19 protein-coding genes and 1 tRNA gene are annotated in these 16,035 nt (G+C 33.1%); 12 read left to right on the plus strand and 8 right to left on the minus strand.

What is annotated here, in order from left to right:
* Genes G551_RS0102470 through G551_RS0102480 form a run of 3 tightly spaced genes read left to right on the plus strand, consistent with a single transcriptional unit; the run spans position 1 to position 2,257 of the window.
* Positions 1–1,251: a dihydroorotase gene (locus G551_RS0102470; protein ID WP_027884081.1), complete on the plus strand. Its 1,251-nt coding sequence runs from the start codon at positions 1–3 to the stop codon at positions 1,249–1,251.
* A complete protein-coding gene (locus tag G551_RS0102475) occupies positions 1,251–1,604 on the plus strand; it encodes a hypothetical protein (protein WP_027884082.1) in 354 nt (117 codons plus the stop codon). The genes G551_RS0102470 and G551_RS0102475 overlap by 1 nt, the downstream gene beginning before the upstream one ends.
* Positions 1,604–2,257, plus strand: a complete 654-nt coding sequence (locus tag G551_RS0102480) for an alpha/beta hydrolase (RefSeq protein WP_027884083.1) — start codon at positions 1,604–1,606, stop codon at positions 2,255–2,257. Before G551_RS0102475 ends, G551_RS0102480 begins: the two co-directional genes overlap by 1 nt.
* Here the strand turns inward: G551_RS0102480 and G551_RS0102485 are convergent.
* Entirely contained in the window at positions 2,254–2,754 is a 501-nt protein-coding gene (locus G551_RS0102485; protein WP_027884084.1) for a hypothetical protein, read from the minus strand. The two genes, G551_RS0102480 and G551_RS0102485, sit on opposite strands and share 4 nt — an antisense overlap.
* A complete protein-coding gene (locus G551_RS0102490; protein ID WP_027884085.1) occupies positions 2,755–3,516 on the minus strand; it encodes an MBL fold metallo-hydrolase in 762 nt (253 codons plus the stop codon). It lies immediately after the preceding gene.
* 101 nt (positions 3,517–3,617) lie between these two features.
* Here G551_RS0102490 and G551_RS0102495 point away from each other — a divergent pair, with 101 nt between their 5' ends.
* Complete coding sequence (locus G551_RS0102495; protein WP_036243118.1) at positions 3,618–5,075, plus strand: TonB-dependent receptor; 1,458 nt, start codon at positions 3,618–3,620, stop codon at positions 5,073–5,075.
* A gap of 77 nt (positions 5,076–5,152) precedes the next feature.
* Here G551_RS0102495 and murA read toward each other — a convergent pair whose 3' ends face one another.
* The 3 genes from murA to G551_RS0102510 all read right to left on the minus strand — a co-directional run bounded on the left by murA (position 5,153) and on the right by G551_RS0102510 (position 7,525).
* Positions 5,153–6,463, minus strand: coding sequence for a UDP-N-acetylglucosamine 1-carboxyvinyltransferase (murA, locus tag G551_RS0102500; RefSeq protein ID WP_027884087.1), 1,311 nt, complete (start codon positions 6,461–6,463; stop codon positions 5,153–5,155).
* A 16-nt stretch (positions 6,464–6,479) separates the two neighbouring features.
* Entirely contained in the window at positions 6,480–7,121 is a 642-nt protein-coding gene (locus G551_RS0102505; protein WP_027884088.1) for a DUF4290 domain-containing protein, read from the minus strand.
* 110 nt (positions 7,122–7,231) lie between these two features.
* Positions 7,232–7,525 (minus strand): DUF493 family protein, encoded by a 294-nt coding sequence (locus tag G551_RS0102510; protein ID WP_027884089.1) that lies wholly within the window; start codon positions 7,523–7,525, stop codon positions 7,232–7,234.
* Between the two features lie 81 nt (positions 7,526–7,606).
* Between G551_RS0102510 and G551_RS0102515 the strand changes: the two genes are divergently transcribed.
* From G551_RS0102515 to G551_RS0102535, 5 genes are all read left to right on the plus strand, one after another.
* Positions 7,607–8,152: an AAA family ATPase gene (locus G551_RS0102515; RefSeq protein ID WP_027884090.1), complete on the plus strand. Its 546-nt coding sequence runs from the start codon at positions 7,607–7,609 to the stop codon at positions 8,150–8,152.
* A 14-nt stretch (positions 8,153–8,166) separates the two neighbouring features.
* The gene (locus G551_RS0102520; RefSeq protein WP_262492845.1) at positions 8,167–10,050 is read left to right on the plus strand and encodes a RecQ family ATP-dependent DNA helicase; all 1,884 of its coding nucleotides are present in this window, start codon (positions 8,167–8,169) and stop codon (positions 10,048–10,050) included.
* A complete protein-coding gene (gene fmt / locus G551_RS0102525; RefSeq protein WP_027884092.1) occupies positions 10,047–10,994 on the plus strand; it encodes a methionyl-tRNA formyltransferase in 948 nt (315 codons plus the stop codon). Before G551_RS0102520 ends, fmt begins: the two co-directional genes overlap by 4 nt.
* Positions 10,995–11,178: 184 nt before the next feature.
* Positions 11,179–11,451, plus strand: coding sequence for an HU family DNA-binding protein (locus tag G551_RS0102530; protein WP_027884093.1), 273 nt, complete (start codon positions 11,179–11,181; stop codon positions 11,449–11,451).
* A 134-nt stretch (positions 11,452–11,585) separates the two neighbouring features.
* A complete protein-coding gene (locus tag G551_RS0102535; RefSeq protein ID WP_027884094.1) occupies positions 11,586–12,146 on the plus strand; it encodes a YqgE/AlgH family protein in 561 nt (186 codons plus the stop codon).
* On the opposite strand, the gene G551_RS0102540 is transcribed toward G551_RS0102535, so the two are convergent.
* Both G551_RS0102540 and G551_RS0102545 read right to left on the minus strand, forming a co-directional pair.
* Entirely contained in the window at positions 12,143–12,988 is an 846-nt protein-coding gene (locus G551_RS0102540) for an aminotransferase class IV (protein WP_027884095.1), read from the minus strand. The genes G551_RS0102535 and G551_RS0102540 overlap by 4 nt on opposite strands.
* A 56-nt stretch (positions 12,989–13,044) precedes the next feature.
* Positions 13,045–13,440, minus strand: a complete 396-nt coding sequence (locus G551_RS0102545) for an START-like domain-containing protein (protein ID WP_027884096.1) — start codon at positions 13,438–13,440, stop codon at positions 13,045–13,047.
* Positions 13,441–13,566: 126 nt separating this feature from the next.
* Here G551_RS0102545 and G551_RS0102550 point away from each other — a divergent pair.
* The 3 genes from G551_RS0102550 to G551_RS0102560 all read left to right on the plus strand — a co-directional run bounded on the left by G551_RS0102550 (position 13,567) and on the right by G551_RS0102560 (position 15,728).
* A tRNA-Met gene (locus tag G551_RS0102550) sits at positions 13,567–13,640 on the plus strand.
* Positions 13,641–14,228: 588 nt separating this feature from the next.
* Entirely contained in the window at positions 14,229–14,975 is a 747-nt protein-coding gene (locus G551_RS0102555) for a hypothetical protein (RefSeq protein ID WP_027884097.1), read from the plus strand.
* 168 nt (positions 14,976–15,143) lie between these two features.
* Positions 15,144–15,728, plus strand: coding sequence for a hypothetical protein (locus G551_RS0102560; protein ID WP_027884098.1), 585 nt, complete (start codon positions 15,144–15,146; stop codon positions 15,726–15,728).
* A gap of 92 nt (positions 15,729–15,820) precedes the next feature.
* Here the strand turns inward: G551_RS0102560 and G551_RS16710 are convergent.
* Positions 15,821–16,035, minus strand: a 215-nt coding sequence (locus tag G551_RS16710) for a hypothetical protein (RefSeq protein ID WP_205618354.1), incomplete at its 5' end; no start/stop codon positions are given.

A 16,035-nucleotide genomic window follows, 5' to 3' on the forward strand; every position in this document is an offset into this window, starting at 1 on the left:
ATGAAAATCCTTATAAAATCTGCTACCGTTGTTCAACCCGAAAGTAAATACCACCAACAAAAAGTAGATATTTTACTCGATAACGGTAAGATTGAGAAAATTGATAAATCTATTGCTGCAAAAGCAGATCAAACCATTGAAAAAGAAAATCTTCACCTTTCGTTAGGTTGGTTTGATAGCAGCGTTTGTTTTGGAGAACCAGGTTACGAAGAGCGAGAAACTTTAGATAACGGATTAAAAACTGCGGCAAAAAGCGGTTTTACTTCAATTGCTTTAAACCCAACCGGTAACCCAATTGCCGATCAAAGCACTTCGATCAAATTTTTAAAAAGTCATTCAGGTGAATATGGCGTTGAAGTACATCCTGTAGGCGCGCTAACCGTAAAAAGTGAAAGCGTAGATCTAGCGGAATTATTTGATATGAAAAATTCCGGCACGGTAAGTTTTTCAGATTATAAAAAGCCGATTAAAAATCCGAATCTTTTAAAGATCGCTTTGCAATACGCTCAAAATTTTGACGGCTTGGTGCAATCTTTTCCGCAAGAAAATGCAATTGCCAGAAATGGTTGTGCTCACGAAGATTACCAAAGTACACAATTAGGTTTAAAAGGAATCCCCGCGCTTGCAGAAGAATTACAAATTACCAGAGATTTATTTATTTTAGAATATACCGGCGGTAAATTACACATCCCGACGATCTCGACAGAAAAGTCTGTTCAACTTATTAAAGAAGCCAAGAAAAAAGGCCTAGATGTAAGCTGTAGCGTTGCGATACATCAATTGGTGTTTACCGATGAAAAATTACAGAACTTCGATGCGAATTATAAAGTTTTGCCTCCGCTAAGAACTTCTAAAGATGCAAAAGGATTAATTAAAGGTTTAAAAGATGGCGTGATCGATATGGTCACTACCGACCACTGCCCTATCGATATTGAAGAGAAAAAAGTTGAATTTGAAAATGCAGCTTACGGTACTATTGGTTTAGAAACTGCTTTTGGAGCTTTGCAGAAAATATTTTCAACAGAAAAAGCAATTGAATTATTAACCAAAGGAAGAGAACGTTTCGGGTTAAACACTTCGGTTTTAGAAGAAGGAGCGCAAGCAGATTTCACCCTATTTAATCCTGAAGAAAAATATACGTTTACCAAAAATGATATTCTTTCTACCTCAAAAAATTCAATGTTTTTAGAAACTGAATTAAAAGGAAAAGTTTACGGAATAATTGCCAACCTAAAATTTACAGAAGCCTAATGAATACTTCGGAAGAAATTAGCGCAGGAAAATCGAATGCGATTGTAGCTTATTTTACCATTATAGGTTGTGTAATCGCTATGTTTATGAATAATGACAGTAAGAATAGCTTTGCTAGCTTTCATATAAAACAAGCTTTAGGTATTCATATTATCTATTTTGCTACGATGGCGATCGCTAATGGTTTTAACGATGTAGAAAGTGAATTTATATTCTTAAGTATTTTTTCATCGTTTTTACTTTTCAACTTTATTTTATGGGGTTATAGTTTTATTTCTGCTTTGCAAGGCAAGAAAAACTTACTCCCGTTTGTGGGGGAATATTTTCAAAAATGGTTCGATAAATTAGCATAATGACAACACAAAATTTAAGCTTAGAGCATCTTATAAAACCTTCATCGTTAACCGAAAAAGCACCATTAATTATAATGTTGCACGGTTATGGCAGCAATGAGAACGATTTATTTTCGTTCGCTTCAGAGTTGCCAGATGAATATTTAATTGTTTCAGCTAAAGCTCCGTTACCCATGCAACCTTACGGTAACGCTTGGTATGAAATTAATTTTGATGCCGACCAAAATAAATTCACCAACGATGAGCAAGCCATTGCTTCTCGAGATTTGATCGCAAAATTTATAGATGAAGTAATTGAAGCTTATCATGCCGACGCCAGCCAAGTTACCCTTTTAGGATTTAGCCAAGGCGCAATTTTAAGTTATGCCGTAGCACTTTCTTATCCTGAAAAAGTAAATCGTGTTGTTGCTTTAAGTGGTTATATTCACGAATCTATTTTTAAAGAAGGTTATAAAAATAACGATTTCTCTAATTTGAAGATCTACGGTTCTCACGGTACGGTCGATCAAGTAATCCCGATCGAATGGGCACGTAAAAACAAACCTTTTATCGATAGTCTAAAAATCGATTATACGTTTTCAGAATTTCCGGTAGGTCACGGTGTAAATCCGCAAAACTTTATGGAATTTAAAAACTGGTTAGCGAACAATTAATTACCGTACAAAAAGCCGTCATTGCTTTCAAAAGTGATCGATCCGTCTTCTTCGATGTAATAATTTAGGAGAGCTTCTCCCCAGTATTTGCCATCGGTAAATTCAATTAACACCCATTTGTGGTTAATAATTTTCATTCCGTTAATACGCATAAAACCTTCCATTCCACTATACGGAACTAAGGCATTATCGGCATCGGCTTTGTTTTCAGAGAAAATTTTGGTTTCTAAAGAAGTTTTAAAATCGTTGATGTTGTAACCTAAATCTTCGATATACATACGAGCTTTTTCATCACCGTCTAAGGTAAATTCTTCAGCAATTGAAGCACTATTTAATTGAAGTAAAGAATCTGTAGTTGCTTCGGCTTCTTCAACTTCAGCTTTTAAGGTTTTAATATCGTGTTCTTGAGCTTCGTAAGTTTTTTTCACATTTGCGTACTGAAAAATAATGAACAGAGCTGCAAACAGAAACAGGTACATAAAAATTTTACCTTTCATCTAAATTGTAATTTTTAAATTATCATACGCTAGAAAAACATTCTCCGGCAATTCTTTTTCTACTTCTTCGTGAAAACCTAATAAATGACTTATATGTGTTAGATAGGCTCGTTCCGGATTCACTTTTCTTATAAAATCTAAGGCTTCCTCTAAATTAAAATGTGATAAATGCGGCTCTTTTCTTAAGGCATTAACCGTAAGTACTTTTACACCTTTTAATTTTTCAAGTTCTTCCTCCTCTACTGTTTTTGCATCGGTTACATAAGCAAAATCGCCAAATCGAAACGCGTAAACTTGTAATTTATGGTGCCACACATTTACAGGAACAACTTCTAAATTACCGATCGTAAAAGGCTTGTCGTTAATTTCGTTAATTTTTAAACTCGGTGTTCCTGGATATTTGTTGACCGTTTCAAAAACATAATCAAAACGCTTTTCTAAAGCCTTAATAACTCTTGGGTGAGCAAATACCGAAATATCGCCTTGTCTAAAATAAAATGGTCTTACATCGTCTAAACCAATAATGTGATCATTATGCTCGTGGGTAAATAAAATTCCGTCGATTTTCGATACTTGATTGGCGAGCATTTGTTGTCTAAAATCGGGACCACAATCTACTACATAAGTATAATTATCCCATTCTACCAAAATAGATACACGCAATCTTTTATCTCGAGAATCTTCACTTAAACATACGGGATGGTCGCTACCAATTATAGGAATACCTTGTGAAGTTCCTGTTCCTAAAAATGTAATTTCCACAGCTTAATTTTATCACAAAAGTAATTATATTTTTTTGTTTAAACGCCAATTCACTACCTTTGATATAAAGAATAACACACAACTTAAATCTCTAGATCGATATGCCAATAACCATTATGGGCGATAAGGAATTTGAAAACGTTCCTTCGATAAAAAGTAAAGCGCTGCGCATTAATCTTAATGAAAATATTTACGGCACATTTGCAGAAATTGGAGCCGGACAAGAAACCGTTAGAAATTTTTTTAGAGCGGGAGCAGCTTCTGGTACCATTGCCAAAACAATGAGTGCTTACGATAAAGATTTTAGTGATGCTATTTATGGTATTGAAGATGATAAGAGATATGTAACTGAAGCTAGACTTAAAAAAATGCTTTCTCACGAAATGCGTTTAATGGAAGAGCGAATGGATCGTAAAAAACATCCTAAGAAGCTATTTTTCACCTATGCTAACACCGTTGCAACCATCGATTTTGCTAAGAAATACAAAGGTCACGGTTGGGTAGGAATTAGATACCAAGTGCGACCAGATGAAGATTATAATGAAATTAGTCTTCACATTCGCTTCAAAGAAAATGATGCTCGCTTACAACAGAATACTTTAGGAATTTTAGGAGTAAATCTAATTTATGGAGCTTACTATAAATACGACAACCCTAAGAAACTTTTACGCTATTTATACGATCATATAGATAAAGATCAATTAGAAATAGATACGATTAACTTTTCTGGTCCGCGTTTTGAAAATGTAGATAATCGTTTAATGAGTCTGCAATTGGTTAAAAACGGAATGACCGAAGCAGTAATGTTCTCTCCAGATGGTAACAATGTTTTACCGGCGAGAATTTTATACAAGAAAAACGTACTTGCTTTAAGAGGTAGTTTTAGACCGGTAACTAAAGTAAATATGGATATTTACAGGAACTCGATGGAATTGTTTAAGCAAGAAAGCCGAGTTGAAGAAGAAAATACCGTTTGTGTTTTTGAAATTACACTCTCTAACCTAAGATCTGAAGGTGAAATTGACGAAAAAGATTTTATGGCGCGTGCTAAATTACTGTGTGCTTTAGGACAAACCGTAATGATCTCTAATTTCCAAGAATATTACAAAGTAGTTGAATATTTCTCTCGTTATACCAAAGAACGTATGGGCTTAGCAATGGGAGTAAATAACTTAGTCGATATTTTTGATGAAAAATATTATCGCCATTTAAGTGGAGGAATTTTGGAAGCTTTTGGTAAATTGTTCTTTAAAGATCTAAAGGTTTACTTATATCCTTTAAAAGACAAGAAAACCGGAGAAATTACCGATAGTGATAACTTAAAAGTGCATCCTCGTATGAAAGAATTGTACAAATTCTTTAAATACAACGGTAAAGTAGTCGATATTCAAGACTACGACCCAACTATTATGGATATTTTCTCTAGAGAAGTTTTACAAATGATTACTGAAGGTGAAGATGGCTGGGAAGAAATGCTTCCGCCGGAAACTGCAGAAATGATTAAATCTCAAAACTTATTTGGGTATCGAAATAACAATAAAGTAATTGAACAGAAATAAATTCAATTCAACTTTAACCAATAAAAAAAGGAGTTTCAAATTGAAACTCCTTTTTTTATGCTTTATATTTTAGTTATTTACAGACGAGTAATTTTTGCTCCGATCTTTCTAAGTCTTCCGTCAATATCTTCGTAACCACGATCGATCTGTTCGATGTTATGAATAGTTGAAGTTCCTTTGGCAGATAAGGCAGCGATTAATAACGAAATACCGGCTCTAATATCCGGACTCGTCATCGTTGTAGCTTTTAATTGTGATTCAAAATTATGACCAATTACTGTAGCGCGGTGCGGATCACATAAAATAATCTTCGCTCCCATATCGATCAATTTATCGACGAAGAACAAACGACTTTCAAACATTTTTTGATGAATTAGCACACTTCCTTTAGCTTGTGTAGCCACCACCAACATAATACTCAACAAATCTGGAGTAAAACCCGGCCAAGGAGCATCGCTAATATTCATAATAGAACCATCGATAAAACTTTGCACTTCGTAACCCTCTTTATGTGCAGGAATGTAAATATCGTCTCCTTTTTTCTCGATGGTAATTCCTAGTTTTCTAAACGTATTTGGGATTAATCCTAAATTTTCCCAGCTTACGTTTTTGATGGTTAATTCACTTTTTGTCATTGCGGCTAAACCAACCCAAGATCCAATTTCGATCATATCGGGTAAAATGGTATGCGTACAACCACCAAGTTCTTTAACTCCGTTAATCTTCAGCATATTAGAACCAATACCATCGATATTAGCTCCCATAGAAACCAACATCTTACAAAGTTGTTGTAAGTAAGGTTCACAAGCGGCATTGTAAATAGTCGTTTCACCTTCAGCTAAAGCAGCTGCCATCACGATGTTTGCAGTCCCGGTAACCGATGCTTCTTCTAAAAGCATATAAGTTCCTTTTAAACCATCGGGAGCTTCAACACCATAAAAACGTTCTTCTTTATTATACCTAAATTTTGCGCCAAGTTTAATAAAACCTTCAAAGTGGGTATCTAAACGACGACGACCAATTTTATCACCTCCGGGACGCGGAATGTATCCTTTTCCAAATCTACCTAACAACGGCCCAACAATCATGATCGAACCTCTTAAACCACTACCCTCTTGTTTAAATTGTTCACTTTCTAAGTATTCTAAATTAAGCTCGTCACTTTTAAAACTGTAACTGCCTTTACCTAGTTTCTGAATTTTAACTCCAAGATTACTTAAGATGTCTATAAGTTTATTTACATCTCTAATATCGGGTATGTTATTAATTTTTACGGTTTCGTTAGTAAGAAGTACTGCACATAAAATTTGAAGTGCTTCATTTTTTGCGCCTTGAGGTTGAATTTCACCTTTTAAAGGTTGCCCACCCTCGATCTGAAATGTAGCCATAGTTGGTTAGTTGGTTTTAATAACGCTTGCGTCCGCGGTTTTTTCCTTTTGTATTTTTCTTGTGATTATTATTGTTATTACGACGTTTTCCTCTTAAAAGATCTGAAGAATCAGAAAGGTCTTCATCTTTTTTGTTTAGGTTAATTTGCCCGTCGCTTAACTCAAATAAATGATCAAAAATTACTTTATCTTCAACCGTATCACGGTTCCAATTTAAGTAACATTTTTTCATATGGTTAGCAATGGTAAATACTAAACCTTCTTTTAAAGGTCCGCTTTCCATTTTCATCGCTTCATCGATCATTCGCTTAATATTATTTCCGTAGAAACGATATTTAGGGAAGTTTTGCGGGTATGCTAACGCATCTGGAGATTCTTGTAATTGTTCTCGAGAAGGCTTTGGGAACGGCGAATCTACGTCTAATTTAAAATCGCTGATAATAAATAACTGATCCCATAGTTTATGCTGAAAATCGGGCACATCACGCAAATGCGGATTCAAATTTCCCATCACCGCAATAATCGAGTTCGCAACTTCATTCCTTTTCTTATCATCTTCAATGCTCACCGCATATTCAACCATTTTTTGAATATGACGTCCATATTCAGGAATAATTAATTTGCTTCTCTCTGAATTGTATTCTAAATCGTATATCAAAACTGAAGTTTACTAAATATTAAGTTATTGGTTATCGTAGTAGTCATAACCTTCTTGCGCAAAATAACAAATTATATTGAAGGTTACTTAAAAAAATGTATAATAAATAATTAAAGTGAAATTACGCCTTCTACTTTTTCTCCAACTTCTTTATATTTTTCGATCACGTGATCAGGATTATTCATCGTTACATTAACAGAAACACTGGTATAAGTCCCTTTTGAAGATTGTTTGGTATTGATAACTGCTCCCATATTATCAAAAATACCTTCAACCAAAGCTATTTTATGATTATCTGAAGGAACGATAAATTTATATAGGTATTCACTTGGCCAAGAAGTAGTTTCTTGCAATTGGCTATGCAATTTTTTATAAAACTCTTCCGGATTCTCTTTTGCACTCATAAAATCTATTTCTTTTTTTGTGTCACAAAGATACTGTAATTAAGCTATTTTTTTAAATTGCCTTTAATTAAATAGCGATTCATGCCAAAACATTCTAAAATATTAATTCTCGGAGGTCCCGGTACCGGAAAAACATCTGTAATTAACGGATTAAAGAACAGAAATTACACGTGTTTCGATGAAGTTTCTAGAGAGATCATTCAGCAAGCACAACAAGAAGGAATCGAGCAGTTATTTTTAACCGATCCTTTACTGTTTAGCCAAAAACTTTTAGAAGGTAGAATAAAACAGTTTGAAGAAGCTGAAAAAATTAACGAACCCGTTTTCTTAGATCGCGGTATTCCCGATGTGACGGCTTATATGGATTTTAAAGGTGATACTTACCCGGAAGAATTTCTGCAAGCCAATAAAAAATATACCTACGATCAAACCTTTATTTTTCCGATCTGGGAAGAGATCTATCAATCTGATAACGAACGTTACGAAAACTTAGAACAAGCGATCGAGATTGAAAAATACCTTGAAAAAACTTATCAAAGCTTAGGCTATAATTTAATTGAAGTTCCTAAAGTTTCTGTTGAAAAAAGAGTTAACTTCATTTTAGAAAATATAAAATCAAACTCATAGGAAGAGCCGAAAACATATTACAAAAATATTGGGGCTATACTAAATTTAGGCCAAGCCAAGAAGAAGTGATTCGTCATATCTTAAATGAAGATGATGTGATTGCTTTAATGCCTACCGGTGGTGGCAAATCTTTATGTTTTCAAGTTCCCGCATTGCTAAAAGAAGGCATTTGTATCGTGGTTTCTCCGCTACTTGCCTTAATGCAAGATCAAGTAAATAATCTAAATAAAATCGGGATTCCCGCGTTGATGATCGAAGGCGGAATTTCTTACGCAGATCTCGACAAAACCCTTGATAATTGCATTTACGGGAAGTATAAATTTTTATATTTATCGCCAGAGCGTTTAAGTCAAGAATTGGTACAAGAACGCATCAAATTAATGAATGTAAGTTATTTGGTGGTCGATGAAGCACATTGTATTTCTGAATGGGGTCACGATTTTAGACCGGCTTACCAGAATATAATTTCATTTAAAAACTTACATCCAACTATAAAAACCATTGCACTTACGGCAACCGCTACTCAAAAAGTGGTTGAAGATATTACAACATATCTCGATATCCCGAATGCGAAGGTCTTTAAGCAAAGTTTTAAGCGAGATAATCTCTCGATCAACCTTGAAAAATTTGAAGACAAAAATTATAAGCTTCAGCAGTTTCTTCAAAAATATCAGGGTTCAAGCATTATTTATGTTCGAAACAGAAAAGCAACCGAAGAAATTGCGCAATTTCTTACAACCGAAAATTTTACCGCGGCAGCTTTTCACGGCGGTTTAAATAATTCAACAAAAAATCAACTTTTAGAAGATTGGCTGGCAGAAAAAACCCAAATTATGGTAGCGACCAGCGCTTTTGGAATGGGTATCGATAAAGCCAATGTGCGAAGCGTGATTCATTACCATTTACCGGAAAGTTTAGAAAGCTATTTTCAGGAAATTGGTCGAGCCGGTCGTGATGGTAAAGAAGCTTATACGTATTTAATTTATAATGAAGCCGATCGCTTACGCTTAAAAAATCAGTTTTTAAATACGCTTCCGCAGGTAGAAGATGTAAAATTGACTTATAAAAAGTTAAACGCCTATTTTTCGATCGCATTTGGTGAAGGCAAAGAAAGTTTTCATAATTTCAACTTTTTAGAATTCTGCAAAACTTACCAATTACATACGTCTAAAACTTTTCAGTCGCTACAACTTTTAGATCGAACCAGCGTGCTTACTTTAAAAAAAGAATATACGCAGCGAATCGAAATTAAATTTCGAGTAAGCGCTAAACAGTTAGATTTTTACTTAGAAAAGAACCCAAAATACTTTCAATTAACTCAAGTTTTAACCAGGAATTATTCCGGTATTTTTGAGCAATTTACTCCGCTAGAATTTAAAGAACTTCAATACAAAACCGGTTTTAGTCGTTCTGCGTTAAAAGAAGATTTAAGCGAATTAAAGCAGCAAGAAATTATTGAGTTAGAAATCGTGAATCAAGATACTTCGGTATTTTTTCTTCAGCCTAGAGAAGACAATTCGACCATTAATCCGTTAATTCCTTATATTCAGCAGCAATACAAGAATAAAGAACATAAAATAAATGCAGTACTCGATTTTATTGAAAATCAAGAAACCTGCAAAATGGTGCAACTCCTCTCCTATTTTGGAGAGAAAAATGTTTCTAACTGTAACAAATGCTCTGTTTGTTTAGCGGAAGAAAAAAAGCCTGCAAAAAATAGCTACAAAAAAGAATTAGCTTTAAATATTTTAAAAATTTTAAGCCGAAAAGCTTATTCTTCAAGAGAATTAATTTTACTTCTACAGAAAGATGAAAAATTAATGTTAGAAATTATAGAACGTTTGCATCAAATAGAAAAAATTACCTTAACCCCAGATAAAAAATACAAGCTCAAATGAAAGATCTAAGAATACTATTTATGGGAACGCCAGATTTTGCTGTTACCATTTTAGATAAAATAATTGCTGAAAATTATAATGTTGTTGGCGCTGTAACTGCAGTAGATAAACCTGCCGGAAGAGGACAAAAACTAAGAGCTTCTGCCGTAAAACAAGCAGCCTTAAAACATAATTTAGAAGTTTTACAACCTACTAATTTAAAATCTGACGACTTTCAAGCAGATTTAGAACGTTTGAATCCTAATTTAATTATCGTCGTTGCCTTTAGAATGTTACCTAAAAAAGTTTGGGATTTTCCAGAATTAGGTACATTTAATTTGCACGCTTCTTTATTACCCCAATATCGTGGTGCCGCTCCTATAAATTGGGCAATTATCAACGGAGAAGAAAAAACCGGTGTAACCACATTTTTTATTGATGAAAAAATTGATACTGGAGCCATTATCGACAGGAAGGAAATTGATATTAACCCGAAAGAAAATGCAGGATCTTTACACGACAAACTCATGCATTTAGGAGCAGATTTAGTTGCCAATACTTTAGAATCGATAGCAAAAGATGAAGTGAAAACGATCACTCAAGACCAAAACGATAATTTAAAAACAGCCTATAAACTAAATAACGAAAACACCAAGATAGACTGGCAACAACCTAGTAAAACTATTTTTAATTTAATAAGAGGTTTAAGTCCGTATCCCGTGGCATGGACGTATTTTAACAACGGTGAAAAGCAATTGCGATGTAAAGTTTATTCGGCAGACTATTCTATCGAAAAACACGAATTACCGATCGGGAATATTGCTGTTGAAGAAAAAAAGCTAAAAGTCGCTACCTCAGATGGTTTTATTTTTATTGAAGAAATTCAACTTCCCGGAAAACGAAAATTAGCAACAAAAGATTTGCTCAACGGATTTTCGTTAGAAGAAAATGCAAAAATGTTGTAAACCCTTATAAATAGTGAAGTGAGCAAATTTTAAATAAAACAAGATAGTTTTATTAACAATTAACCAAAGTTATTAACAATTATCCGCATTTCGCTTGCTATTGCTTGCATAGATGAGATTTCCGTATAAATTTGTAGAGGAATTCAATAAATGTTTAACCAACAATTAGTTTAAAACAAAAATTATGAACAAAACGAATTTAATTGATGCAATGGCAGAAGATGCCGGAATCTCTAAAGCTGCTGCTAAAAAAGCATTAGAATCTTTCTTAGAAAACATCGAAGGATCTCTTAAAAAAGGAGATAGAGTTTCTCTAGTAGGATTTGGATCTTGGTCTGTATCTAAAAGAGCTGCTCGTGAAGGTAGAAACCCACAAACAGGAAAAACTATCAAGATCGCTGCTAAAAACGTAGTGAAGTTTAAAGCTGGATCTGATTTACAAAAAGCAGTTAATTAATTTATGAATTAACTGTAATTCATAAAAAATCAAAGCCTTTCTCTCTTGAAAGGCTTTTTTTTATTGACTTTTTTTACTGAATTATTGCATTTATAAGATTTTTAAATTAGATTTAATTTAAAAGAATTGAATTTTTGATATCATTACCACCAAATAAAGGGAAATTATTAGTAGCAGAACCTTCGATCATAGGAGACGTATCCTTTAATCGATCTGTTGTTCTATTGGCAGATCATAATGCAGAAGGATCGGTAGGTTTTATCTTGAATAAGGTTTTAGATTATAGCCTTTCTGAACTTGTACCCGGCGTAAATAAAGATTTTAAAATCTATAACGGTGGTCCGGTCGAGCAGGACAATCTCTATTTTATACATAAAGTTCCAGACCTTATTCCTGGCAGTATAGAAATTGATGGCGGTATCTTTTGGGGCGGTAATTTTGAAGTCGTAAAAAGCCTCATTGAAAATAATCTTATTTTTGAAGATGATATCAAGTTTTTTCTAGGCTATAGCGGTTGGGATTCTAATCAACTTAACGTAGAATTAGATGCCAATGCTTGGGTCGTGATCGAAAACAAAGACAACAAAGGTATTTTACAACAAGATGCTACCAACTTCTGGAAAGATAAGATGGAAGAGCTTGGTGGTGATTACCTTATTTGGTCTAACGCACCAGAAAATCCTAGTTATAATTAACCTAATCTTGCCGTCGTATTTAATTTAGCTAACAGTTGCTTCGCTACTTTATTTTCAAATTTTTTCTTTCTGTATTTTGTAATAGGTTGAATCCCAGAAATTACATTGGTGATGAATAATTCATCAGCTTTTTGTAACTCGAATGGTGAGATTGACGCTTCTTCAAAAGTAAATTCTTCCGTTTTTTGAATGATCCCTATTAATTGCTTACGCGTAATACCGTTTAAGCAACCATCACTTAATGGCGAAGTCTTAATTTTATTGCCTTTTACAACAAATAAATTCCCATTAATCGCTTCAACAATACTTTTATTTTCATTCACCAATAAACAGTTTTGGTAAGCGTTTTCTTCAGCAAAAATACTTGCCAAGATATTTAAGGTTTTATTGGTCGATTTTAACGTAGAAAGCAATCCGCTGGTGAGGTAATGATCTTTAAATAATTCTACCTCATAATCTTCTTCATTTAAAATGTAGAAAGGATTTTCTAATTCGTAAGTTCTAATCGCATAACCAACTTCTCTTGTCGTTGGACGATAAAGACCACCGGGCTTTCTGTAAACGTTTATTTTTACTTTTACCGGTTTTTGGCTTAAGCCATTAGCTTCAATAAGCTGAAGGATTTGTTCTTCTAAATATTCTGGAGAGAAATTCATCGGGATTTCCATACGTAAAATTCGCATCGAAGCCATTAAACGAAAATAATGATCTTCCCAAAACATAATTTTACCATTAATCACTCTAATGGTTTCAAAAAGGCCGTCTCCGTAATTAAAAGATCGGTTATCTAAGTCTAACTTTGCGTTTTGATCTTCTAATAGTTCACCTTCAAAATGTATCATAAAAAACCCCGTATTTAAGTAAAAACGGGGCAAATATACTAAATTAAAAGGGTCTTTTAAACAGAACCTAATACATGTTTTAAATCTGAAATCATGTTTTCCCAAAGCATTTTTCCTTCATTTACTTCATCTTCGTCTTCCGCAAAATCGGTAATCATTAAAGAAACATCTTTGGTGATCTCATCTACCTGAATTCTTAATTCAAAAAAATACGGATCGCCTTCTTCTTCATCTTCTAACCAACGCAGCTTAATACGCTCGCCACTTTTTTTACTTACTAACTTGGCTTGCTCTTCGCTTCCTTCCCAAATAAAGGTGAAAATTTCTCCTCTAGAATTTACGTTATCTGCATACCATTCGCTTAAACCTGAAGGAGTTGAAATATATTGATATAATAATGACGGAGATGCCTGAATAGGAAACTCCATTTCGTATTTTATTTTAGTACTCATATTCTGTTATTAGTTGTAAGGCAATATATATATTCTTTACTAACATTGAAAGAAAAATTAATTATTTTATTTTTTAAAAAGATATTTGCGGCACAATAAAATAATTTTATATTTGCACCCGCAAACGGCGAGGTAGCTCAGTTGGTTAGAGCGTCGGATTCATAACCCGGAGGTCCCGAGTTCAAATCTCGGTCTCGCTACAGTAATAACAAGGCTTTCGAGAAATCGAAAGCCTTTTGTTTTTTAATGGGTACAGAATAGGTACAGAATTTTACCTTTTTCAAATTTAAAAGTTAAAGTGATTTAGATAATCTCATTTCGAGATAAATGATATTAAATTCTACTATTAATTAAATATAAAATTGAGATTGTAATCCCTATCGACATTATTGAAATTTTATTTTATTGATTATTGTGATCAATAAATGTTTAGTAAACTTTATAATTACAATTCTGATTTTTAATTTTTAGTCTTTCCATTTATAATTCATTATTATTTATTTTGGAAATCCTAACCAACTTTAAGATACCTTTTAATATAAATTTTTAACTAAAGATGAAAATACTAAATAATATACCTGCTAATAATCTGGAATGATTTTTTAAATTTAAAGTTAGATTCATAGAACTCTAAACTATAAGCGTGGAGTTAAGACGTATAATTCCAACTAAGGTTTTGTGTCCTGCGGACACAGACGCTCACGCGTCAAAGTCAGTTCTTTTTACTATCTTTAGTTCCCAAATTCCCTTAGCTGGGAAATTATACAAGACCGTTGGCAACAATATAAATGAAAAAATCTCCCATTATCCTTTTTGAAAATACATTAAGACAGTTATTCATCAAACTAATTGGTTCAGATGATGATAGTAATTATAAAGTAACTGAACAACGAATTAACGCTTGGAAAGAAAAACGGGAAATAGAAAGAAAAAAATATAAAGGAACTTTAATCGAAGATAGAATTATCTATTATTCAGATTTTTACGATTTGAGAACTATTATCCATAAAAATTGGGAAATATTTTCTCCTATTTTTATAGAAAAAAAAAGATTTGATATTTTTTTTAATGAAATAGAAAAATTTAGAAATACTTTATCACATGGTAGAGAACTTACATCAAGTCAAGAAAACTTAATGAATGGTATAGTCGATGACACAAGAAATCAAATCACTATATATCATAATAAAAATATAATGAAAGAAGATTATTTTATTCAAATTATAAGTATTAACGACAATTTTGGAAATTCATGGCCTAATATAAATGAAAATATAATTTTAAGGGTTGGAGATATTTATGAATTAATTATAGATGCCAATGACCCTAAAGATCGAGAAATACAATACTATTTATACTCAATTGGTGGAAAAATTAACGTTCCATCACAATCAAATAATAAAATTTCATTTGAAATAACTAATCAAATGATTTCGCAAAATACTTCTCTATTAGTTTGTGCTTTTACTCCAAATTCTGATTATGAAAATAAAACTCACGTCACTATATCTCTAACAATATTACCATCTAAATAAATACTGTAGCCAACAACGTATATTTCCAATTGTGGTTTTGTGTCCTGCGGACACAGACGCTCACGCGTCAAAGTCAGTTCTTTTTACTATCTTTAGTTCCTAAATTCCCACAACTGACAAATATACAAGACCGTTGTAGCACATTTGAAAAACAATAAAACTAAATAAATGAAAAAACAAATTTTAACTTCTGTTCTTTGTGGACTTTCAGTTTTGAGCTGCCAAAGTCAATCTAACAAACCAACTTTAGATAACGAAATTGAGAAATGGAAAAAAGAATTAATCTTAACTGGTGAATTAGGAAACCCTTGTAATTATGACAGTTTCCAAAAGTGGATAGAAGAAAATCCAGACCAGGTATTTGGTATTTCAGATAACATAACAATTAAAAAAACTGACTTCAATAATGACGGAATGGTAGATGCGTTTGTAAGTATGGAAGTTGAACCTTGTAATGGTGGAAACGCAACATCATCTGATTATTCTGTTCTTATATTTTCTAATGAAGGAGAATACTACAAAGATGTAAAGCTGACTGAAAGGATTGAGAAAAAGATAAAAAGTGAATTGGCGGAAAATGGAGTTTATTCTATTTGGAAACTTTCAACATCATTGAAGTCTTTTGATGGAACAATTAATGGAGAAACATACATTTGGATTGATGAAGATGCTTCTTGCTGTCCATCTTACAGTGGAAATTTTGAATACAATCCAGAAACGCAAGAATTAAAATCCGAAATTACGAAAGAATAAAAAACGTGCTACAACAATGGTAACCGTTGCACAAGCCTTTAATTCTTAGAAAATCTCACTTATTTAAACCGCTTTTAGGAGGTTTTTTGTTTTTATATCCTTTGCAAATTAGAAGAATGAAGTGTTTTTAAAATGACGTATACTCCCGATTTAAGGTCATTGTGAATTTTAAAAAACAAGGCGAACATTCCTGCTCCACTTTTCACCCGGTTTTGAGTGAACTTGAGGTATTTTTTGAGGTTGTAGGCTATAGCTGAGAGCTGCATACACTTGTTAGCTTGTCTTAAGCCTATAGTGTTTACTTTAC

It is taken from the genome of Mesonia mobilis DSM 19841, from assembly GCF_000423405.1.
Lineage (GTDB): Bacteria > Bacteroidota > Bacteroidia > Flavobacteriales > Flavobacteriaceae > Mesonia > Mesonia mobilis.